The organism is Bacillus sp. SB49, assembly GCF_000469135.2.
GTDB lineage: Bacteria > Bacillota > Bacilli > Bacillales > Halobacillaceae > Halobacillus.
Map to the genome: position 1 here is coordinate 1,805,356 of NZ_CP048117.1, position 23,113 is coordinate 1,828,468.

A 23,113-nucleotide genomic window follows, 5' to 3' on the forward strand; every position below is an offset into this window, starting at 1 on the left:
ATGTGTCGAACGTCAGAGGTCAGATCTCTCAGATAGTTCAAAAGACTTGGGGTGAAACGATGTCCATTAGACAGGATACTCGTCATCTATACTTACAGGTGATCGAGCAGATAAAACGAGATATTGAACACGGTATTTTTAAAGAGAAACAAAAGCTTCCATCAGAATTCCAATTATCCAAAACCCTTGGTGTATCAAGAGCAACCCTTCGTGAAGCGCTCCGAATACTGGAGGAAGACGGTGTCGTCACGAGAAGGCACGGAGTGGGGACATTCGTCAATTCCAAACCGCTGTTTACATCCGGTATCGAGGAGCTCGATAGTGTGACAGGAATGATTTTGAAATCAGGTATGACTCCTGGTTCCCAGTATCTATCGGCGGATTTAATCGACCCCACGGAAAAGGATAAGGCCAGATTTTCTCCGCTTGAAGTGACATCGCTTGCGAAAGTAGAGCGTGTCCGTACCGCGGATGACGAGCCTGTTGTTTACTGTACCGATAAAATCCCCGAAGGACTCCTTCCCATCGACCATGTCAGGGAAGCGGATTCCCTCTTTCAAGTGCTCGAAGCTTACACCGGCAAGTCGATTGAATATGCCGTAACCCACATAGAACCCATCGGCTACCATGAACGGATTTCCCCGATCCTGAAGTGCGAGCCCGATCAGGCGCTGCTGTTACTTAGACAAATGCACTACTCCCAGGATGATATTCCAATGCTCCTTTCATCCAACTACTTCCGTGCAGATAAATTCAGCTTCCATGTTCTGAGAAAACGTGTGTGATGCTTTCCTGTTTTAGATGACTTTGTGCCATTTTAGGGAGGTGAGGCTGGTTTACAAAGATATTCCTAAGGTTGGTCTTTGCAACTCATACTTAACAAAATCAATTAGGGGGTCATTGTTTTGTTGAAGAATCGTTTTCTTTTAGTCTTTGTTTTACTACTTACGCTTGGTATGGTCCTTGCTGCCTGCGGCGGCTCAGATAACGAGGAAGAATCTGGTGGAGAGGACAACTCAGGAAATGAAGAGTCGTCCGGTTCAGAGGAATCATCCGGTGACTTCTCTGTAGCAATGGTTACAGATACAGGCGGCGTCGATGATAAATCCTTTAACCAGTCTGCCTGGGAGGGTCTTCAGGCCTTTGGCGATGAGAATGGATTCAGTAAAGGAGAAGGCATTGATTATGCGCAATCAGAAAGTGATGCCGATTATGCCACTAACTTGAATCGCCTTGTCCGTCAGAACTACAACCTTGTCTTTGGAATCGGATACCTGCTTCAGCCGGCGATTGCTGATGTGGCAGAGCAGAATCCGGATACACACTTCGCTCTTGTCGACTCCGTGCAGGAAGGTGACAACGTCGTGTCGATCACATTCCGTGAGCAGGAAGGTTCGTTCCTTGCCGGGGTAGCTGCCGCTAAAAAGACTAAATCGAATAAAGTAGGTTTTGTCGGCGGGGAAAACAGCAGCTTGATCAACAAATTTGAAGCAGGCTACGTTGCCGGAGTTAAATCCGTTAATGCCGACATCGAAGTCGAAGTAGAGTATGCAGAAAGCTTCGGTAACCCGGATAAAGGACGAGCTATTGCTTCCAACATGTATGACAAAGGTGTAGACGTCATCTATCATGCTTCCGGTGGAACCGGAAACGGCGTATTCGCCCAAGCGAAAGACATTAAGAATGGCAACCCTGATGAAGATGTCTGGGTAATCGGTGTCGACCGTGACCAGCACGAGGAAGGCGAGATCGGTGATTCCAACGTGACGCTGACATCCATGGTTAAACGTGTGGACCTAGCTGTTCAGGATATTTCCGAAAAATCCATGAACGGAGAGTTCCCTGGTGGAGAAGTCGTTGAATATGGTCTCTCTGATGATGGAATCAGCCTTGCTACTACGAACGAAGAGGCAATGACAGAAGATATCGTTTCTGCAGTAGAAGAATGGAAAGAGAAGATTGTCAACGGTGATGTCGAAGTTCCTAGTACACATGACGAATTGAAGGAATATGAAGATTCATTGTAAACCGTAATGAGAAAAGGCTGGTGAGAGCCGGCCTTTTCTTTTGTCTGAAAAAGGAAAAGTCACCGAATGAAAAGATCGTTCCGGCCCTTTTCATTCGCTGATTTTTAGAGGACATCAGGGGGAGGTAGGAAGATAGATGGAATATGTTATTGAAATGTTGAACATCAGGAAAGAATTCCCGGGGATCGTGGCAAATGACAACATCAACCTGCAGGTGAAAAAGGGAGAAATACATGCGCTGCTCGGGGAAAACGGGGCAGGGAAATCCACGCTTATGAACGTATTGTTCGGACTCTACCAGCCGGAAAGAGGCGAAATCAAAGTTCGCGGAAAAAAAGTGAACATCTCCGATCCGAACGTGGCAAACAACCTTGGAATCGGAATGGTACACCAACACTTCATGCTCGTCGATACGTTCACTGTGACCGAGAATATTGTGCTCGGCAGTGAGCCGACAAAAGGCATGACAGTCGATATTAAAAAAGCGGAAAAGCAGGTAGAAGAACTCTCCTTAAAGTATGGCTTGAACGTAAATCCAAGAGCCAAGGTGAGAGATATCTCCGTAGGTATGCAGCAAAGAGTCGAAATTTTAAAAACATTATACAGAGGAGCGGATATCCTCATTTTTGATGAGCCATCTGCTGTATTGACGCCTCAGGAAATTAAAGAACTAATTACAATAATGAAGAGTTTAGTGGAGGAAGGAAAGTCGATCATCCTCATTACACACAAATTGAAAGAAATTATGGAGGTTTGCGACCGCTGCACGGTCATCCGTAAAGGCCAGGGAATCGGGACGGTGGACGTCGAACAAACAACACCTACAGAGCTTGCTTCTTTGATGGTCGGTCGAGATGTCAGCTTCTCCACGGAGAAAACAGCTGCAGAACCGAAAGACATCTACTTATCTGTTCAGGATCTTCGGGTGAAGGACGGACGAGGCGTCGAGATGGTCAAAGGTCTGAACCTGGACGTCCGAGCAGGAGAGATCGTCGGAATCGCTGGTGTCGATGGGAATGGACAGTCGGAATTGATTGAGGCAATTACCGGATTGAGGAAAGCAGATTCGGGTACAATTAAGCTTCATGATAAAGCCATTACCAACCTCACTCCTAGAAAAATAACAGAATCGGGTGTTTCCCATATACCTCAGGATCGGCACAAATTCGGTCTGGTCCTCGATTTTCCAATTGGGGAAAACATGGTGCTCCAAACATACCATCATCAGCCTTATTCGAAAAAGGGAATTATGAACTTCAAAAATATCTACAAGAAGGCGGAAAGCCTCATTAAAGAATATGATGTCCGGACACCGGATGCGTACACCAAAGCAAGGGCCCTGTCCGGGGGGAACCAGCAGAAGGCAATCATCGGCCGGGAAGTGGACCGGTCCCCGGATCTCATTATCGCTGCTCAGCCGACTCGTGGTCTTGATGTAGGAGCAATCGAGTTCATTCACCAGAAGCTGATCGAGGAACGGGACAAAGGGCGGGCCGTCCTGCTCTTGTCATTCGAACTCGATGAAATTATGAACGTGAGTGACCGCATTGCTGTCATGTTTGACGGAACAATCATTGCGAATGTCACGCCGGAAGAAACGGATGAACAACAGCTCGGTCTGTTAATGGCCGGAAATACGGAACAGAAAGCAGGTGGAGAGTAATGTTTTCAAACCGTATGATCAATATCCTCATCCCTGTCTTGTCTGTAGTTCTTGGACTTCTTGCCGGTCTTTTGATTATGCTTTTCTCTGGATATAATCCGTTGGAAGGGTATGCAGCACTTTGGAATGGCGCTTTCGGAGATGCTTATTTCATTGGTGAAACGATTCGTCAAGTCACGCCGTATATTCTTGCTGGTCTAGCTGTCGCTTTTGCACTCCGCTCCGGCTTGTTGAACATCGGTGTGGAAGGACAGGTCTTCATGGGATGGCTCGCTTCGGTATGGGTGGGTATTTCTTTTGAACTGCCAATGGCCGTCCATTTACCACTTGCCGTCCTTGCCGCGGCTTTTGCAGGTGCCCTTTGGGGGTTCATTCCTGGTCTATTAAAGGCGAAACTCGGCGTACACGAAGTTATTGTAACAATCATGATGAACTATATTGCCCTGTATGTTACCAATTCTCTAATTCGAAACGTTCTTACCGACGGGGAAGATCGAACAGCAAATATTGCTCCTACGGCTTCTTTCCAGTCGGATTGGCTGGCAGAAATGACTTTCTATTCCCGTATTCACTACGGGTTCATTCTTGCTTTATTCATGGCTCTTGTCATGTGGTTCATTTTGAACAAGACGACACGTGGCTTCGAGCTTCGTTCCGTCGGTTTCAACCAGCATGCGTCTAATTATGCCGGGATGAACGTTGGCAGAAATATTATTATGGCTATGGTGATCTCCGGTGCTTTTGCCGGTCTTGCGGGTGCGATGGAAGGGCTCGGCACTTTCGGATTCATGTCTGCCAAGACGAGCTTCACAAACATCGGATTTGACGGAATCGCTGTTGCTCTGCTTGGTGCAAACACCGCTCTAGGAGTCGTTTTAGCGGCATTTCTTTTTGGCGTATTGAAAATTGGAGCCTTGAACATGCCGACCGTTTCCGGAGTTCCTACCGAACTGGTCGAAATTATTATTGCGTTAATTATATTCTTTGTTGCTTCGAGCTATATGATCCGATGGGTCATTCTTCGCTTTAAGAAGGAGGGGAAATAAATGGAATTCATTGAAATATTGAGCCGTATTCTCGGTTCCGCCATTGTATTCGCTACCCCTCTGATTTTCACGGCCCTCGGCGGGGTGTTCAGTGAACGGTCCGGCATCATTAACATCGGCCTGGAAGGTTTGATGATTATGGGAGCCTTTGTAGCCGTCGTATTCAACTTGACGTTTGCTGATGCTCTTGGCGGTGCAACTCCTTGGGTTTCCATACTAGTTGCTATGGTCGTGTCTGCCATCTTCTCGCTGGTCCATGCTGTGGCTTCTATCTCTTTCCGGGCCGACCAGGTAGTCAGCGGCGTTGCAATTAACTTCCTTGCCCTGGGTATTGGCTTGTTCTTGACGAAGCAATGGTACGATAAAGGTCAAACTGATTTCGTTTCCAAACCTTTTTACTCGGCAGATGTTCCGCTATTAAACAAAATTCCTATTATCGGTGATTTATTTTTCACCGGATGGTACTGGCCATCCTATTTAGCCGTTGCATTAGCATTCTTGTCCTGGTTTATCCTTTACAAAACACCGTTTGGACTCAGGCTGCGTTCGGTCGGGGAACATCCGATGGCTGCGGATACAAACGGAATCCAAGTGTACAGAATGCGATATATTGGTGTTATGATCTCGGGTGCCCTCGGTGGTCTTGGAGGGGCGGTTTATGCACTGACGGTCGCGCTTAACTTCTCAGGAGGGACGATTCTCGGGCAGGGGTTCATAGCCCTCGCAGCCGTCATCTTCGGTAAATGGCATCCGCTGGGTGCCCTTGGTGCTGCCGTATTCTTCGGGTTTGCTCAGAGTTTAAGTATCGTTTCATCCGATATTTCTTTCCTGGAGAGTGTACCAAGCGTCTTTATTTTAATTGCACCTTACGTGCTGACAATCCTTGCGCTTGCAGGTTTTATCGGCCGTGCCGATGCACCGAGATCTCTCGGGGAAGCCTATGTAAAAGGAAATCGATAAAAATTAAGCCCGGCATAACTGCCGGGCTTAATTTTTTACTTTTTCCCACATATACCTTAGCATTAGCTATAATGGATGAATATGGACATGTCCGTCTATAATAATAAAAGAATAAGAAGGAGGATACACATATGAAATTGACAAAAGAAACGATACTCGATAAAGAAGGGTACCGTCTACATATATTACCTAGCAAGAAATATAAAACGATCACCATTGTAGCTAAATTCAAAGCGCCGCTTAAAAGGGAAGGTATCACGGAACGTGCGCTGCTTCCACATGTGCTTCAGAAAGCGACCTCCAATCACCCCAATATCCGTTCCCTGCAGTCGGCGTTTGAGAACCTTTACGGGACAGCACTTTCCAGCGATGGATCTAAAAAAGGGGAGAACCATGTCATCAGCTTTCGCATGGAAGTGGTGAACGAAGCTTATTTAAACGACGAAGAGCCGATATTAGAAGAAGCACTCAAGCTGTTCCATGAAGTCCTGTTCGATCCCAAAAAAGAAGGGGATGGATTCGATACAGATATCGTCAAACGGGAGAAACAGACGCTTGAGCAGAAGATTACGTCCATTAAGGATGACAAAATGAGTTATGCGAACCTGCGTCTCATGGATAATATGTGCAAGGATGAGCCTTACGCACTCCATGTACACGGGTACTTAGAAGATTTTAAAGATATCACGCCGGAATCCCTTTATTCCTATTATGAGCAGATGATTAAGGGTGATATGCTTGATGTGTATGTAATCGGAGACATTCCCTCCAAAGATGTTGAGTCTTTAACAAGTCGCTTCTTCACGAGGAAAAACAGCGACAATTCGGATAATGACCAAGTCTCTGTGTCCAAACAGGTGGAGGAAGTGAGTGAGATTGTAGAGAAGGAAGAAGTGAAGCAGGGGAAACTGCACCTGGGCTATCGGACGTATACGAAATTCGGGGAAGATGATTATTACGCCCTTCAAATCTTTAATGGAATTTACGGCGGCTTTCCGAGTTCCAAGCTGTTCATGAATGTCCGGGAGAAACACAGCCTTGCATACTATGCTGCTTCACGATTTGAAAGCCACAAGGGGTTGCTGCTCGTATTCAGCGGGGTGGATCCAAAAGATTACAAACAGGCAAAATCGATTATCCTGGAGCAAATGGATGCGATGAAAGCAGGAGACTTTACTGAACAGCAGGTGGAAGAAACGAAAGAACAGGTCATCAACCAGCTGCAGGAGACAATGGACAATGCAAACGGGTTGATCGAAGTCCTTTATCATCAGATGATTTCCGGTGCAGAGATGCCTGCGGATGAACTGATCGAAAACATCCGCAAGGTGACTAAAGATGATGTCATTAAAATGGCGAACAAGATAGAACTGGATACGATTTACTTCTTGACTAGCAAAGACGGAGGGGAATAAGCATGGAGGAATTAGTATATAAACAATTGAACGAAACCGTATATCAGGAGACGTTGGATAATGGCCTGAAGGTCTTCCTGCTCTCAAAACCGGAGATGGCGAAAACGTTCGGTATATTCACGACCAATTATGGATCGATCGACCAGACTTTTACGCCGATCGGTCAGACAGAGGAGGTTACGGTACCGGAAGGAATCGCACACTTTCTTGAACACAAATTGTTCGAAAAAGAAGACCGCGACGTTTTTCAGGATTTTACAAAACTCGGAGCATCCGCTAACGCCTTCACATCTTTCACGAAGACGGCTTACTTGTTCACAGCAACAAGCCAAATTGAAAAGAACGTAAATATTCTTCTTGATTTCGTTCAGGATCCATACTTCTCCGAAGCTTCAGTGGAAAAAGAGAAAGGCATCATTGCACAGGAGATCCGCATGTACGACGACCAGCCGGACTGGCGCGCGTTTTTCGGTACGATTCAGAGCCTTTATCATAACCACCCGGTGAAAGTGGACATCGCGGGAACTGTTGACAGTATTCAGGATATAACCAAAGACGACTTGTACACGTGCTATGAAACGTTCTATCATCCTTCCAACATGACCCTGTTTGTTGCAGGAAACTTCGAGCCTCAGGCTATGATGGAGCTGATCCGTTCCAATCAGGACAAGAAAGAATTTCCCGACGCGCCGGAAATCAACCGCTCCTATCCGGAAGAACCGGCTGCAGTATCTATGAAGGAACACTCCATTACGATGCCTGTGACTACAGCAAAAGCGATGGTCGGAGTGAAAGAGAACGTCAGCGGTTTGACCGGCCAGCAACTGCTTCGTAATGAACTGCTTTCCGGAATGATCCTTGATTATTATTTCTCAAGAAGCGGCATTTTTTATGAAGAACTATATCAACAAGATTTAATTGATGACAGCTTCCAATTTGAAACAGAACTTGATCAGCATTTCGGCTTTACTATTCTCGGTGGAGACACGCGAAAACCGGATGAAATGGCTGCACGCGTTAAGGAAATGCTCCATGAGCTAAAAACAGAGCGGATCTCAGACGAAGACTTCCTTCGAATGAAACGGAAGAAAATCGGTCAATTTATGCGTGCCCTGAACTCCTTGGAATTCATTGCGAACCAGTTCACACATTATGATACGCTCGGAGTGAACTTGTTTGATGTCGTACCAGTCATCGAATCCCTTACAGCAGATGATGCAGATGAATACCTTCAGAATTGGATCAAGGAAGAAGCCATATCCGTCTTCCAGGTGAAACCGCAGGCAAATGCGTAAACGTTGTTTAGTGATCGGAGCAAGCGGGGATATCGGCTCGGCAGCAGCTGCAGCTGTAATCGGCAGAGGATATGCAGTTGGTCTCCATTATCACTCCAATGAAGCGAAGGTCAAGGAACTGGTGAAGGATGTTCCTCCCGAAAATCTGGCTGGAACATTTCAGTCTGATTTATCCAAAGAGGAAGGAATTCTTCATCTTCTTTCTCAGGTCGGGGAGGAGTGGGATGCGTTAGTATTTGCCGGAGGACCGATGTACAGCGGTCTTTTTCAGGATATGACTGTCTCTGCGCTGGATACGTTATATCATACGCATGTAAAAGCGCTCTGGCTTATAAGCAGGCATCTCCTCCCGTATATGATCCGTAACAAGTCCGGAAACATTGTAGTTGTTTCTTCCATATATGGAACGGAAGGTGCGAGCATGGAAGTTGCCTACAGTTCTGTCAAAGGTGCACAGGACAGTTTCGTAAAGGGGTTAGCCAAAGAGGTGGCACCGAGCGGGGTTCGAGTAAATGCCGTAGCACCAGGCTTTATTAATACGAAGATGAATGAGCATCTACAAGGAGAAGAACGGCTTGCCATTGAAGAAGATATTCCGATGGGGCGCGCAGGAGAGCGGGAAGAAGTAGCGGGGATGATCGGTTTTCTCCTCGGTACAGACGCAAGCTACGTGACCGGACAGGTTCTCCATGTTAATGGTGGTTGGTCCTAAAGTGCATGCATAATATCCTGATACCTTCTCATACTAAACATGAATAAATCATGAGGAGGTTTCAGTGATGTCTGTTATCGATAATTTCGATTCATGGAAAGACTTCTTAGGCGACCGTCTACATCAGGCCAAGGGCCAGGGAATGCAGGAAGGTGCTGTTTCTCAGCTTGCCTATGAAATCGGCGGATACCTTGCCAATTCTGTAGATGCAAAGAACGATCAAGAAGCGGTGCTTCGTGATTTGTGGAATGTTGCAGATGAACAGGAGCAGCATGCGATCGCTAACATGATGGTCAAGCTTGTTCAAAACGAAGGCAACCAGGCGTAACCGGAAAAATCCGCACAGGGTCTCTTGTGCGGATTTTTTACTTTACCTTATTCTAAAGTTTATTTTTGATGGATGTATTTTTTTGTGCAATTCTGTGGTTCCATCCTTTCCTATTTCAAGAAAATCCTTTATGATAGATAAAGAGTTATCACTTGCTTTGACAAATCACGACATTTTTTCCAGAGGAGTTGTGTTATGGAGAAGAAAGAATGGTACTTAGAATATGAAATACAATACAACCGTCCCGGCCTTCTCGGTGACATATCATCCTTGCTGGGAATGATGGCGATTAACATCGTCACGATTAACGGTGTGGAAAACTCCCATCGTGGCATGCTCTTGCTCTGCAAAGATGAAGAGCAGATCACAAGGCTTCGTTCCATCCTGAATACGATGGATACGATTAAGGTGACGAAACTCCGTAAGCCAAAGCTTAGAGACCGCCTGGCAGTAAGACATGGGCGTTATATACATAGTGACATCGATGATCGGAAGACGTTCCGTTTCAACAGAGAAGACTTAGGACTCTTAGTTGACTTCATGGCAGAGTTATTTATGAAGGAAGGTCATAAATTGATCGGGATCCGTGGCATGCCTCGGGTCGGGAAGACAGAATCCGTCGTAGCGGCGAGTGTTTGTGCCAATAAGCGATGGCTGTTCGTTTCGAGTACGCTCTTGAAGCAAACGGTTCGTAATCAGCTGATTGATGAAGAGTACAGGGAAGATAATTTATACATCATTGATGGAATCGTTTCTGCAAGGAGAGCGAATGAAAAGCACTGGCAGCTTGTCCGTGAAATCATGAGGCTTCCTGCAACAAAGGTTATTGAGCATCCCGATATTTTCGTACAGGAAACGGAATACAAAATGGATGACTTCGACTATATCATCGAACTCCGTAATAATGAAGAAGAAGAAATTACGTATGAAACTGTGGAAAAGCCGAGTATTTCTATGAACGATGGTTTTTCCATGTTCGATTTTTAGAAATTGGATGGTGTTAGACATGGAAATAGGAGCGAGACTTAAAGAGGCGCGAGAAGAAAAAAGCCTGTCTTTGGAAGCCCTTCAGGATACAACCAAGATTCAGAAGCGATACCTGAAGGCGATTGAGGACAATCAATTTGAAGTGCTTCCGGGGAAATTTTATACCCGTGCTTTTATACGCGAGTATGCATCTGCTGTAGGGCTGGATCCGGAAATGATTATGGAAGAGCACAAAAATGAACTGCCTACATTTGATGAAGAACCGACGATTCAATACAGTCGGGTTCAGAAGGCAAGAAATGAGGCAACTCAAAAGAGCTCCCGGTCGTTCAAGTTCCTGCCGACGTTCTTAACCGTGGCCTTGATCGTGGCAGTGGCGTTTGTAGTCTGGATCGTCATTCAGAGTGTCGGCGGTACGAGTGATGATACGGCGGAGGACGGACAGGGGTCGGACAATGAAATCAGCGTCCCTGCAGACAGCGAACAGGAGGACGAAGAAACTCCGGAAGAGGAGCCTCAGGAAGAAGGAGAGACACCTCAGGATGAAGAGCAACCGGCAGAAGACGACAGCGAAGCCGAGGAACCCGCTTTAAACGCGGAGCTGACGCAAGAAGGTACCGGAGGATTCCCTGAACATGTATACAGCATCTCCGGTGCGGAGGATCGGTCGGTAACCATCGAATTGGAAGGAACCGCGTACTTGGAAGTACAGTCCCCGAAGGGCGGGGAAAACTTGATTACCCCTAAAGAGTACACGACAGGGGAATCGCCTTTATCTCTTGAATTTGATGGACAGAATGAATTGTATATTAAAACAGGGAATGCACCAGGTACCGTCGTGAAAATTGGCGATGAAGTAATTGAATTTCCTGACCCTGAGAAATCCACGCAGAAAATGCTGCTTCAATACCAAGAATAATTATGGAAGGCTGTCCACGCGTGTGTTCCGCTGATTGCGGGAACACTAGGTTTGACCGGGGACAGTCTTTCCTTTATTTCATGTAGGAGTGTGAACAAATGAATTTACCAAACAAAATTACCTTATCCAGAATTTTTCTTATCCCGATCTTTATTATCCTTATGAGCGTACCGTTCAATTGGGGAAGTTTGAATATCGGCGAAAACGAGCTGCCTGTATCCCATTTGGCGGGTGCTGTACTGTTCATCATTGCATCCACGACAGACTGGATTGATGGATATATCGCACGGAAATACAATCTCGTAACGAACCTCGGTAAATTTCTCGATCCTTTAGCAGATAAGCTCCTCGTAAGTGCCGCGCTGATTCTGCTTGTCGAAATCGGTCTTGCTCCGGCTTGGATCGTCATTCTTATCATCAGCCGCGAATTTGCAGTTACAGGACTCCGACTTGTGGCGGCGGGAGAAGGAAGCGTGCTTGCTGCAAGTCAGATGGGTAAATTGAAGACATGGATTCAAATCATTGCAATCTCCTTGCTGCTGCTTCACAATTGGCCGTTCTCCTATATCGGTTTTCCGATGGGGCTGATCGCGCTTTATTTAGCATTGATTATTACGATTTATTCCGGCTACGATTATTTCAAAAAGAACTGGCATGTGATGAGGGATTCTAAATGAGAGCGGAAAAGGCGGAAATCATTGCCGTAGGGACTGAGCTTTTGCTTGGTCAAATTGCCAACACCAATGCTCAGTGGATTTCAAAAGAACTAGCTGCACTCGGTCTTCCGGTTTATAGTCACACAGTGGTCGGAGATAATATGGACCGCGTCCGTACATGCTTCAAAGCAGCGGGGGCAAGGTCTGACATCATCATTGTAACGGGCGGACTCGGGCCTACAGAGGATGACTTGACCAGAGACGCCGCTCAGGAAATCTTTGGCCAGGAACTCGTAGAGCATGAGCCCTCCATGGTGAAGATTCTTGCCGTATTTGAGCGGAATGGAAGACCTATGACACTGAATAACCGGAAGCAGTCCCATGTATTCCAACAGGCTGAAGTGCTGACCAACAGTAAAGGGATGGCACCCGGCCAAATTGTGGAGCACGAAGGCACGATATGGGTCTTCCTTCCTGGAGTACCATCTGAAATGAAGGCGCTGATGGAAGAGGAAGTTCTTCCGAAATTGCGGGAACGCTTCGAATGGAAGTCACAGATCGTATCAGAAATGATGCGTTTTATAGGAATTGGGGAATCAAGGCTGGAAACGGAACTAAGCGACCTTATATCCACCCAGACGAACCCGACTATCGCTCCTCTCGCAAGCGAAGGGGAGGTCGGGCTGCGATTGACGGCTACCGGCGAAACGGATGCTGAAGCGCTCCAAAGTATTGAAGCCCTGAAGGAAAAAATATTAGAAAGAGTCGGCGGGCACTATTATGGCAGTGACGCTGTTACGATTGAAGAAAAAGTGAAACAACTGCTTGAGAGCAGGAACTACACGATTGGATCTGCGGAAAGCTTTACCGGCGGCATGTTTATGGAGAACCTTGTCGCCCTCCCTGGAGCATCGGCTGTATGCGAGGGAGGTATCGTTTCCTATACTCCGGCAGCGAAGGAACAAGTCCTGCAGGTGCCGAGTTTTATCATCAAAGAATTTGGAACCATCAGTCATGAGTGTGCCGAAGTGATGGCGTTGAATGCACAGGCAATTCTCCGCACGGACATCGGGATCAGTTTTACAGGAGTAGCAGGGCCGGAGGAAAGTGAAGGGAAAGCGCCCGGGACGGTCTACATCGGTCTGCAGATAGGCGAAAGGAAGCCGGAGGTGCATGAGCTTTATTTCCATGGAGCTCGCGAGCAGGTGAGGCACCGGGCAGTCAAGAAAGGCTTCGAGCTGCTTTTCCAAAGGCTGAAATAGCACTTTATGGAAGCGGGTGGGTGCAGTTTATGAAGTTTCGCAGAGGGGAACTCATAAATTGCACCTCTTTTCTTTTTGAAAAAAAGGGAACAAATATTCGCTTTTTAGTTGGCAAATCGAAGAAAACAAGTTATGATAGGGATAGATATTTTGGAAAGGCGGTATAGTATGAGTGATCGTAAACAAGCATTAGATATGGCATTGCGTCAAATAGAAAAGCAGTTCGGTAAAGGTTCCATCATGAAGCTCGGAGAAAGTGCAGAACAGCGGGTGAACACAGTATCCAGTGGCTCTCTGGCTCTTGATGTGGCGTTGGGTGTCGGTGGATACCCGCGAGGTAGAATTATAGAAATATATGGACCGGAATCATCCGGTAAAACGACGGTAGCGCTCCACGCGATTGCCGAGGCACAAAGAAAAGGCGGACAGGCAGCGTTTATCGATGCGGAGCACGCACTCGATCCCGTGTATGCAAGGGCGCTCGGGGTAGACATTGAGGAGTTACTGCTGTCCCAGCCTGACACCGGGGAGCAGGCGCTTGAGATTGCTGAGGCGCTCGTACGAAGCGGTGCGGTGGATATGGTTGTTATCGACTCTGTAGCCGCACTGGTCCCGAAAGCTGAGATTGAAGGAGAAATGGGAGATGCACACGTTGGTCTTCAGGCCCGTTTGATGTCCCAAGCACTGCGTAAGCTTTCCGGAGCTATAAATAAGTCGAAGACTACAGCGATCTTCATTAACCAAATTCGTGAAAAAGTCGGCGTTATGTTCGGTAACCCGGAAACAACACCTGGCGGTCGTGCGCTGAAGTTCTATTCTTCCGTGCGTTTGGAAGTTCGTCGTGCAGAAACGCTGAAACAGGGGAATGAAATGGTCGGTAACAAGACCCGTCTGAAAGTCGTGAAGAACAAGGTGGCTCCGCCTTTTAAACAAGCAGAAGTTGATATTATGTATGGAGAGGGAATATCCAGAGAAGGTGAACTGATCGACATCGGTACAGACCTTGATCTCATTCAAAAGAGCGGATCCTGGTATTCCTATAATGAGGAGCGACTTGGCCAAGGTCGTGAAAATGCCAAACAGTTCCTGAAAGAAAACGTGGAAATTTACGATGAAGTAAAACGTTTGATTCGGGATCATTACGGAATGGATGCGGATGAACCTTCTGTTGAAGCGCCGGAAGCTGACAGTCAGGAAACGCTTGACGTTTAAAAAGCACAAAAAAGCAGTGCAGAAAAGCACTGCTTTTTTATACATAACCTTTACAAAATCTAAAAGAAAACGTGAAAAAGATACTGATAGTTTAAAATATTTCAATATATCAGCACATACGTGATGGGTTTCCTTGACATTCCTTATGCGCAAGCATAAAATGAATGTGTATCATTTTCATCTTTATACCCTTATATTACCTAAACGAAACTGAAAATGAAACGTTTGTATTTGCCGACAAACGGACCAAGTTCATAGCAAGAGGAGGTGAAAAAATGGATTTAATATCCTCGCTCATCTTCATTTTGCTTGCCCTTATCGTCGGTTCTGTTGTTGGTTATCTTATTCGGAAATCGATTGCGGAGGCGAAAATTTCCAGTGCTGAAGCGCTTGCGAAACAGATTGTGGATGAAGGTCACCGCAATGCAGAATCAGCTAAGAAAGAAGCTCTTCTTGAAGCAAAAGAAGAGAATCAGAAATTTCGTCAGGAAGCGGAGAACGAGATCCGCGAACGCCGCATGGAACTGCAGAAAACTGAAAATCGTTTAACTCAGAAAGAAGAGAATCTTGATCGTAAGAGTGAGACGCTTGACCAGCGTGATTTTTCACTCGACAAGAAAGAAGGGACTCTTGCCGAGAGACAACAACAAATTGAAGAAATGGAAAGCAAAGTGAAAGCTATGCTTCAAGAACAGCAAACCGAACTGGAACGTATATCCGGTTTGACATCAGATCAGGCGAAACAGATGATTCTTGAGAAAGTAGAGCAAGAAGTGTCGCATGAGTCCGCACTAATGATCAAGGAAGCGGAGAATAAAGCGAAAGAAGAAGCGGATAAGAAAGCGAAGAACATTCTTTCTTTAGCTCTACAACGCTGTGCTGCCGATCACGTTGCAGAAACGACGGTTTCTGTGGTCAACCTTCCGAACGATGAGATGAAAGGAAGAATTATCGGTCGGGAAGGACGCAACATTCGTACCCTTGAAACATTGACTGGCATTGACTTGATCATTGATGATACGCCGGAAGCTGTCATTCTCTCTGGTTTTGACCCGATCCGCCGTGAAACGGCGCGGATGGCACTTGAGAAACTCGTACAGGACGGGCGCATTCACCCAGCCCGTATCGAGGAAATGGTGGACAAGTCCCGTCGCGAAGTGGATGACTACATTCGTGAAGTAGGGGAACAGACGACTTTCGAAGTCGGCGTTCACGGCCTGCATCCGGATCTGATCAAGATTCTTGGCCGCTTGAAGTATCGTACAAGTTACGGTCAGAATGTACTCAAACACTCTACAGAGGTTGCTTATTTGTCCGGTCTGCTTGCCGCAGAACTTGGCGAAGACGAAGTGCTTGCCCGTCGTGCAGGATTGCTGCATGATATAGGGAAGGCAATTGACCACGAAGTGGAAGGAAGCCACGTAGAAATCGGTAAAGAACTTGCGATGAAGTATAAAGAGAATGAGACAGTGATCAACGCTGTTGCATCTCACCACGGTGATGAAGAACCGACCTCCGTCATTGCTGTCCTTGTCGCAGCTGCCGATGCTTTATCAGCAGCAAGACCTGGCGCACGTAGTGAAACGCTCGAGAACTATATCAAGCGTCTTGAGAAACTGGAAGAGATTTCTGAATCCTATGAAGGAGTCGAGAAATCATTTGCAATCCAAGCCGGTAGGGAAGTTCGGATTATGGTTCGCCCTGATGAAATTGATGATCTTGAAGCTACGCGACTGGCCCGTGATATTCGAAACCGAATCGAAGGAGAACTCGATTATCCTGGTCATATCAAAGTAACCGTTATTCGTGAAACACGTTCTGTGGAGTATGCGAAATAAATCTGATGAAGCGGCCGTTTCGGGCCGCTTCATTTGTTTTTAAGAGGTTCCCTGTTCATGGATCAGGGAATGAAGAAGGAATGCTTTAGAAGAAAGAGGTAGGTTCGCACATGAGAATTTTATTTATTGGAGACGTGGTGGGTTCACCGGGAAGAGAAATGGTGGATGAATACCTTCCGAAATTGAAGCAGAAGTTTCAGCCTGCCGTTTCTATTGTTAACGGAGAGAACGCAGCATCTGGGAAAGGCATTACAGAAAAAATTTATCGGAGATTCCTTGAAAAAGGAGCGCAGGCAGTTACGCTGGGGAATCATGCCTGGGACAAGAAAGAGATTTTCGAATTTATTGATGAAGCAGATTACCTTGTCCGACCGGCCAACTTTCCGGAAGGGACTCCCGGTCGTGGATTAACTTTCGTAAAAACACCAAAAGGAGAAGTCGCTGTTATTAACTTACAGGGGCGGACGTTTATGGCTCCCAATGACGATCCATTCCGCAAAGTGGATGAATTGATAGAAGAAGCAAAAAAAAGAACGTCCATCATTTTTTTGGATTTTCATGCGGAAACGACTAGTGAGAAACAAGCGATGGGATGGTACGTCGATGGCAGAATCAGCGTAAGTGTTGGAACCCATACACACGTTCAGACGGCGGATGAACGTATTCTTCCAAAAGGAACCGGGTATATTTCCGATGTTGGAATGACCGGACCTTACGATGGGATATTGGGTATGGATAGAGATGCAGTCATGAAACGATTTCTGACAAACCTTCCTGTACGTTTCGAAGTTCCGAAAAAGGGAAGAGCACAACTGAGCGCCTTTTTGGTGGATGTAGATGAGAAAACGGGAATGTCTACGAAAGTGAAGCGCATTCTTATTAACGATGACCATCCATTCTTTGAATGATTGTTTGAATTTTGCGACAAATTCATTCATAATGAAAAGGTAATATTCTACATCTCCAAGAATATAGTAGTTATGGAACAACTATAGTGATTGAAGGAGGAGCTAGTAATGGAAGTCTTAAAAGTATCAGCTAAATCCGTACCTAATTCAGTAGCAGGGGCCCTTGCCAATGTTGTAAGAGAGCGTGGAACTGCTGAAATCCAGGCCATTGGAGCAGGAGCATTAAATCAGGCTGTCAAGGCGGTTGCGATAGCAAGAGGTTTCGTCGCCCCGAGCGGTATGGACTTGATCTGCATCCCGGCCTTCACTGATATTATGATTGATGAAGAGGAACGTACGGCAATCAAGTTAATTGTCGAACCTCGCTAGTGGTCCCCTGATGCGGTTGGAATCTCTTATCACCTTCGTATCGTAGATAGATTGTTCATATGACTGAATACTTTCGTAGAATGAAAACGTCGCTTCATGAGTAAGAAAGACATACGCCAAACACGGCGTATGTCTTTTTTTTATAAAAAATTCACAGGACGATCCCTGTGTTGACAACCTTTCTATTGTAAACGTAGTCATTTGTATTTTTACAGTGGACAAACAGGGTTGTTTGTTTTTTTGTTCATGATATAATCCTTGTTATAATAGGTTTAATTAAATGTTATGTTGTAAGGGAGTGTTCACTGTGAACGGAACGATGAAAGCTATAGTAAAGCATCAACGTGGATTGGGCGCAGTATTAAATGAAGTGCCGATTCCTCAGATAAGCGAAGATGAAGTGCTGATTCGTGTGAAAGCTACCTCTATATGCGGTACCGATGTTCACATTTATAATTGGGACGAATGGTCTGCGAGCAGAGTACATCCGCCATATGTGTTTGGTCATGAATTCTCCGGTGAAATTGTGGAAGTTGGTGGTAAAGTAAGCGGCTTTTCTATCGGGGACTTCGTCAGCGCTGAAACTCATCTCGTCTGTGGGCAGTGTCCGCAGTGTCTGACAGGGAAATTCCACATCTGTAAAAATACAAAAATCATTGGAGTCGATACCCAAGGATGCTTCGCGGAATTTGTAGCGCTGCCTGCAAGCAATCTTTGGAAAAACCCGAAGGAAATGCCCGTAGATATCGCTTCGATTCAAGAACCGATGGGTAATGCGGTACATACGGTTTTGAACGGGGAGGTCGCGGGAAAAACGGTAGCAGTCATCGGCTGCGGGCCGATCGGGTTGATGGCCGTAGGAGTGGCGAAAGCAGCAGGAGCTTCCCAAGTGATTGCGCTTGATCTTAATGGCTACCGACTTGGCCTTGCCGAAAAGATGGGTGCGACGAAGGTCGTTGATTCGGGGAAGGTCGACCCGGTAGAAAAGGTGAAAGAATGGACGGACGGCAATGGTGTAGATGTCGTTTGTGAGATGAGCGGACACCCTGTCGCCATGGATCAAGGATTCAAAATGGTGACAAATGGCGGAAGAGTATCTATTCTGAGTCTCCCAACTAACCGAGTCAGCATTGATATAACAAACGATGTTGTTTTTAAAGGGGTAGAGGTTCAGGGAATTACCGGCAGAAAAATGTACGAAACGTGGCAGCAGGTATCCAGACTGCTTCATTCCGGGCAGGTGGATGTGAAACCGATCATCACCCATCATTTGAAGCTGGAAGAGTTTGAGCAGGGGTTCGACTTGATGAATCAAGGGTTATGTGGAAAAGTGGTACTACACCCATAAAATAGGAGGAGGATGTTCGATGAAAGGTTTTGAATACTTACAGGAAGAATTAGATGCGATGCAGGAACAGGGAACGTTCCGGAGGTTAATTCCGCTAGAGTCTGCTCAAGGATCCAAGGTAACCATCAGGGGTAAGGAAGTCATTCAACTTTCTTCCAATAACTATCTCGGGCTCACTTCCCACCCGAAGATGAAGCGTGCGGCCGATGAGGCGAATGAGAAGTACGGCGTCGGCACTGGTTCTGTCCGTACGATTGCAGGTACACTCGAAATGCACGAGGAATTCGAGAAGAAGCTTGCAGAATTTAAGCACACGGAAGCTGCTTTGGTGTTTCAATCCGGTTTTACGACAAACCAGGGGGTCTTGTCGTCCATCCTCGGGAAGGATGATGTCGTTATCTCCGATGAATTGAACCACGCTTCCATCATAGACGGAATCCGGCTGACGAAAGCAGACCGCAAAATCTACAAGCACGTGGATATGGAATCGTTGGAGGATGCATTGAAACAAAGCAGTAACTACCGCACTCGCCTGGTAGTTACGGACGGCGTCTTTTCGATGGACGGAAACATCGCTCCGCTTCCTGAAATCGTCGAACTTGCCGAGAAATACGATGCGCTTGTCATGGTGGATGACGCCCATGCGAGTGGTGTGCTTGGGGATAATGGAAGAGGAACGGTCAATCATTTCAAATTGGACGGCCGTGTCCACATTCAAGTAGGAACGTTAAGTAAAGCGATTGGTGTCTTGGGCGGATATGTAGCTAGTACGAAAACGCTGCGAGACTACTTGATCCATAAAGGCCGCCCGTTCTTGTTCAGCACGTCTCATCCACCGGCAGTTACGGCGGCTAATGCTGCAGCTATCGATGTTCTTCTTGAAGAACCGGAATTGATTGAGAAACTGTGGAATAACACAGCCTTCTTCAAGCAAGGCTTACAGCAACTCGGGTTTGATACAGGAATCAGTGAAACACCTGTCACACCAGTGATGGTAGGGGATGATGCGTTGACCCACAAGTTCTCTGATGAACTCTTCGGAGAGGGCGTCTTCGCGCAGGGAATTGTTTTTCCTACCGTTCAGAGAGGGAAAGGAAGAATTCGAACGATCGTGACTGCGGAGCATTCTCAGGAAGAGCTTCAGGAGGCGCTTGATGCTTTTGAAAAAGTAGGGAAGAAGCTAGGTATAATTGAATGAGGAAGAGACCACCATGGTAAAACATGGTGGTTTTTTTCTGGGAAAATTACTTAAATCGAAGGATAACGCTTAAATATTATTTGGAAAATTGATATAATGATACAGTGAGCAGGTACGGTTCGAAAGGAGATCATTATGAACGAACAGCAGAAGAAAGAGATGTCGCAGATCAAACCGGCATCCAGCAGTAACCTGGAACGATTGAAACAAAAAACAAGCGAAGACTTCATGAAATATTTCGAAACTACATATCAGCCTCCTAACATGCGTGATGCCCAACGCCGGAAGCGGAAAGATACAGATGTACTCTATGATTTTCATATTCCTGAGGGTATGATGGAAGCGGGTAAAGGCAAGAAATACTTAATTCGTACTTATGGCTGTCAGATGAACGAGCATGATACAGAAGTAATGGCGGGTATCCTTGAAGCGATGGGCTATGAATCTACGGACACCGCAAAAGAAGCAGATATCATCCTCCTTAACACGTGTGCCATTCGGGAGAATGCAGAGAACAAAGTGTTCGGGGAGATCGGTCATTTGAAACCGCTTAAAACAGAAAACCCTAACCTGATTCTAGGGGTGTGCGGCTGTATGTCCCAGGAAGAATCCGTGGTAAATCGCATTCTGAAGAAACATCCTTTTATCGATTTAATCTTCGGGACTCATAATATTCATAAGCTTCCTGAACTTGTCCAGGAAGCTGTGTTTGGCAAAGAAATGGTGATCGACGTTTGGTCCAAAGAGGGAGATATTATTGAAAATCTTCCCCGCTCCCGTAAAGGCAGGATTAAGGCATGGGTGAATATCATGTACGGATGTGATAAATTCTGTACATACTGCATTGTTCCCTATACCCGTGGGAAAGAGAGGAGCAGGCTTCCGGAGGATATCATTCAGGAAGTTCGTCATCTTGCAGCACAAGGGTATAAGGAAATCACTCTCCTTGGTCAGAACGTGAACGCTTATGGGAAAGATCTGGATGGGGGATACGGACTCGGAGACTTGATGGATGAACTCAGGGCGATTGACATTCCGCGTATTAGATTCACTACGTCTCACCCGAGGGATTTTGATGAGCGATTAATTGAAGTCCTTGCTAAAGGCGGGAATATGCTCGATCATATTCACCTGCCCGTACAGTCGGGGAATACCGAAATTCTAAAAATCATGGGGAGAAAGTATTCCAGGGAAGACTACATGGAGCTCGTTCGCAACATACGTGCGGCTATGCCGGATGCGACGCTTACGACCGATATTATTGTCGGCTTTCCAAATGAAACGGAAGAGCAGTTCCGGGATACGCTCTCCCTTGTCGAGGAAGTCGGGTTCGAAGCAGCCTACACGTTCATCTATTCCCCTCGGGAAAATACGCCGGCTGCTAGGATGGAAGACAATGTATCCATGGAAGAGAAGAAAGACAGGCTTCAACGTCTCAACAAGATTGTGAACAAGCAGTCGGCAGAGGCGATGAAGACGTATGAAGGGGAAATTGTCGACGTTCTGATAGAGGGAGAAAGTAAAAATAACCCGGAGGTCCTTGCCGGGTATACGAAACGTAATAAACTTGTCAATGTCCGGGCACCGCGTGAGGTCATTGGACAGATCATTCCTGTGAGAGTCGTCAAGGCCAAAACATGGTCCCTGGACGGAGAAATGATTGCAGAAAAAGTAGAGGTGAAATGAATGGCACAATACACAAGGCAGCAAGTAGTTGACGAAGCAAAAAAATTGGCTAAAATGATGGCTGAAATAGATGAAATTGATCGTTTTAAGCAGCTGGAAGCTAAGTTGAATGAGAACCTTAAAGTACAGGCTCACATTAAAAAGATCAAAGCATTACAGAAGCAGGCCGTCAATTTCCAAGCTTACGGAAAAAGCGAAGCCCTTCAGAAAATAGAAGGAGAAATTGATCGTCTTCAGGATGAACTGGATGCTATTCCGGTGGTGGCGGAGTTTAAAGATTCGCAGACCGTCATCAATGATATTCTCCAAATGGTCTCCAACACCATATCCCGGGAAGTTACGAATGAAGTCATTCGATCCACCGGCGGAGACGTACTGGAAGGCAAAACCGGATCAGCGAACAAAGATAGTCATGGCTGCAGTCATTAATGCATACACTTCCGTCAGAGGGTTTTCCCCTCTGGCGGATTTTTTTTCGTACAATTTTATGGGCTAGTGCATAGAATGAATTAAACACGTCCTTAGACCTTTGCCCTGCAAGTAACTATTCGCCCAACCTCTGCATAGAATGGTTGGTAGAATAAGGAGGAGTGAAAACCCTATGTCTTATTTCGAAAGAGATTACCGAGAAATCATCACAAAGGCCGTCATTGGAAAAGGCAAAAAGTTCACAGAATCTACGCACACCATCAGCCCCTCACACCGCCCGACCAGTATTCTCGGATGCTGGGTCATCAATCACATCTACAATGCTAAGAAGAAAGGAGAACATGTAGAAGTAACAGGAAGTTACGATATTAACGTATGGTATTCCTATAACGACAATACAAAAACAGAAGTCGTCACTGAGCGCGTCAGTTACTGTGATTATGTTAAACTATCCGTCAAAGATGACAACTGTATACATGATGACTTTGAGGTAATAGCAAAAGTAGTGCAGCAGCCGAACTGTCTGGAGGCAAACATTTGTCCAAAAGGACAGAAAATCATTGTCGAGGTTGAGCGTGAATTTATCGTCGACGTCATTGGAGAAACGAAGCTTTGTGTGAAGGTTGACCCACACGGCTGTGATAAGAAAGAAGATTACGAGTATGACTTGTCCTCCGATGATTTTTCTGCGATCGAGACGGACTTCCTGCCATCATCATCCAGTTCTCATCATCATGATAAGAAAGATTGAAGAAAGAATTCCTTGCTGTCTCAGCGAGGTTTTCTTTTTAGGACGAAGAAGGGTTGTGTATCCGGCAGCCCTTCTTATTGTATTTTAGGGAACGAACAAGTTTA

At 46.1% G+C, this 23,113-nt stretch carries 22 protein-coding genes; all 22 read left to right on the top strand.

What is annotated here, in order from left to right:
* The first annotated feature begins 59 nt into the window (after positions 1-59).
* The 22 genes from M662_RS09495 to M662_RS09600 all read left to right on the top strand — a co-directional run bounded on the left by M662_RS09495 (position 60) and on the right by M662_RS09600 (position 23,009).
* Positions 60-785 carry a GntR family transcriptional regulator gene (locus M662_RS09495; protein WP_008640057.1) on the top strand — a complete coding sequence of 242 codons (726 nt, stop codon included), beginning with the start codon at positions 60-62 and terminating at the stop codon, positions 783-785.
* 120 nt (positions 786-905) lie between these two features.
* Complete coding sequence (locus M662_RS09500; RefSeq protein ID WP_008640058.1) at positions 906-2,027, top strand: BMP family lipoprotein; 1,122 nt, start codon at positions 906-908, stop codon at positions 2,025-2,027.
* Positions 2,028-2,163: 136 nt separating this feature from the next.
* Positions 2,164-3,690, top strand: a complete 1,527-nt coding sequence (locus M662_RS09505) for an ABC transporter ATP-binding protein (protein ID WP_008640059.1) — start codon at positions 2,164-2,166, stop codon at positions 3,688-3,690.
* Positions 3,690-4,736, top strand: a complete 1,047-nt coding sequence (locus tag M662_RS09510; RefSeq protein ID WP_026577443.1) for an ABC transporter permease — start codon at positions 3,690-3,692, stop codon at positions 4,734-4,736. Before M662_RS09505 ends, M662_RS09510 begins: the two co-directional genes overlap by 1 nt.
* Positions 4,737-5,696 (top strand): ABC transporter permease, encoded by a 960-nt coding sequence (locus M662_RS09515; protein WP_008640060.1) that lies wholly within the window; start codon positions 4,737-4,739, stop codon positions 5,694-5,696.
* A 131-nt stretch (positions 5,697-5,827) separates the two neighbouring features.
* Positions 5,828-7,111 (top strand): EF-P 5-aminopentanol modification-associated protein YfmF, encoded by a 1,284-nt coding sequence (gene yfmF / locus M662_RS09520; RefSeq protein WP_026577442.1) that lies wholly within the window; start codon positions 5,828-5,830, stop codon positions 7,109-7,111.
* 2 nt (positions 7,112-7,113) lie between these two features.
* Positions 7,114-8,406 (top strand): EF-P 5-aminopentanol modification-associated protein YfmH, encoded by a 1,293-nt coding sequence (gene yfmH, locus M662_RS09525; protein WP_026577441.1) that lies wholly within the window; start codon positions 7,114-7,116, stop codon positions 8,404-8,406.
* The gene (gene ymfI / locus M662_RS09530) at positions 8,399-9,118 is read left to right on the top strand and encodes an elongation factor P 5-aminopentanone reductase (RefSeq protein ID WP_026577440.1); all 720 of its coding nucleotides are present in this window, start codon (positions 8,399-8,401) and stop codon (positions 9,116-9,118) included. Before yfmH ends, ymfI begins: the two co-directional genes overlap by 8 nt.
* A gap of 67 nt (positions 9,119-9,185) precedes the next feature.
* On the top strand, positions 9,186-9,446 hold the full coding sequence (locus M662_RS09535) for a DUF3243 domain-containing protein (protein WP_008640066.1): 261 nt from the start codon (positions 9,186-9,188) through the stop codon (positions 9,444-9,446).
* A gap of 195 nt (positions 9,447-9,641) precedes the next feature.
* Positions 9,642-10,433, top strand: coding sequence for a DUF3388 domain-containing protein (locus tag M662_RS09540; RefSeq protein WP_008640067.1), 792 nt, complete (start codon positions 9,642-9,644; stop codon positions 10,431-10,433).
* Between the two features lie 19 nt (positions 10,434-10,452).
* Positions 10,453-11,352 carry a helix-turn-helix domain-containing protein gene (locus M662_RS09545; protein WP_008640068.1) on the top strand — a complete coding sequence of 300 codons (900 nt, stop codon included), beginning with the start codon at positions 10,453-10,455 and terminating at the stop codon, positions 11,350-11,352.
* Positions 11,353-11,450: 98 nt separating this feature from the next.
* Positions 11,451-12,029: a CDP-diacylglycerol--glycerol-3-phosphate 3-phosphatidyltransferase gene (pgsA, locus tag M662_RS09550; RefSeq protein ID WP_008640070.1), complete on the top strand. Its 579-nt coding sequence runs from the start codon at positions 11,451-11,453 to the stop codon at positions 12,027-12,029.
* Positions 12,026-13,270, top strand: coding sequence for a competence/damage-inducible protein A (locus tag M662_RS09555; RefSeq protein ID WP_026577439.1), 1,245 nt, complete (start codon positions 12,026-12,028; stop codon positions 13,268-13,270). Before pgsA ends, M662_RS09555 begins: the two co-directional genes overlap by 4 nt.
* Before the next feature lie 168 nt (positions 13,271-13,438).
* Positions 13,439-14,482: a recombinase RecA gene (gene recA / locus M662_RS09560; RefSeq protein ID WP_008640075.1), complete on the top strand. Its 1,044-nt coding sequence runs from the start codon at positions 13,439-13,441 to the stop codon at positions 14,480-14,482.
* Positions 14,483-14,757: 275 nt separating this feature from the next.
* Positions 14,758-16,320: a ribonuclease Y gene (rny, locus tag M662_RS09565; protein ID WP_008640080.1), complete on the top strand. Its 1,563-nt coding sequence runs from the start codon at positions 14,758-14,760 to the stop codon at positions 16,318-16,320.
* 110 nt (positions 16,321-16,430) lie between these two features.
* Positions 16,431-17,228, top strand: a complete 798-nt coding sequence (locus M662_RS09570) for a TIGR00282 family metallophosphoesterase (protein ID WP_026577438.1) — start codon at positions 16,431-16,433, stop codon at positions 17,226-17,228.
* 108 nt (positions 17,229-17,336) lie between these two features.
* Positions 17,337-17,597, top strand: a complete 261-nt coding sequence (locus M662_RS09575; protein ID WP_008640081.1) for a stage V sporulation protein S — start codon at positions 17,337-17,339, stop codon at positions 17,595-17,597.
* Between the two features lie 307 nt (positions 17,598-17,904).
* Positions 17,905-18,945, top strand: coding sequence for an L-threonine 3-dehydrogenase (gene tdh / locus M662_RS09580; RefSeq protein WP_026577437.1), 1,041 nt, complete (start codon positions 17,905-17,907; stop codon positions 18,943-18,945).
* A gap of 19 nt (positions 18,946-18,964) precedes the next feature.
* Positions 18,965-20,143 (top strand): glycine C-acetyltransferase, encoded by a 1,179-nt coding sequence (locus M662_RS09585; protein WP_008640084.1) that lies wholly within the window; start codon positions 18,965-18,967, stop codon positions 20,141-20,143.
* A gap of 135 nt (positions 20,144-20,278) precedes the next feature.
* Positions 20,279-21,829 carry a tRNA (N6-isopentenyl adenosine(37)-C2)-methylthiotransferase MiaB gene (gene miaB / locus M662_RS09590; protein WP_026577436.1) on the top strand — a complete coding sequence of 517 codons (1,551 nt, stop codon included), beginning with the start codon at positions 20,279-20,281 and terminating at the stop codon, positions 21,827-21,829.
* Positions 21,830-22,258, top strand: coding sequence for a YlbF/YmcA family competence regulator (locus tag M662_RS09595; protein WP_008640089.1), 429 nt, complete (start codon positions 21,830-21,832; stop codon positions 22,256-22,258).
* 172 nt (positions 22,259-22,430) lie between these two features.
* Positions 22,431-23,009 (top strand): outer spore coat protein CotE, encoded by a 579-nt coding sequence (locus M662_RS09600; protein WP_008640090.1) that lies wholly within the window; start codon positions 22,431-22,433, stop codon positions 23,007-23,009.
* Positions 23,010-23,113: the final 104 nt, after the last annotated feature.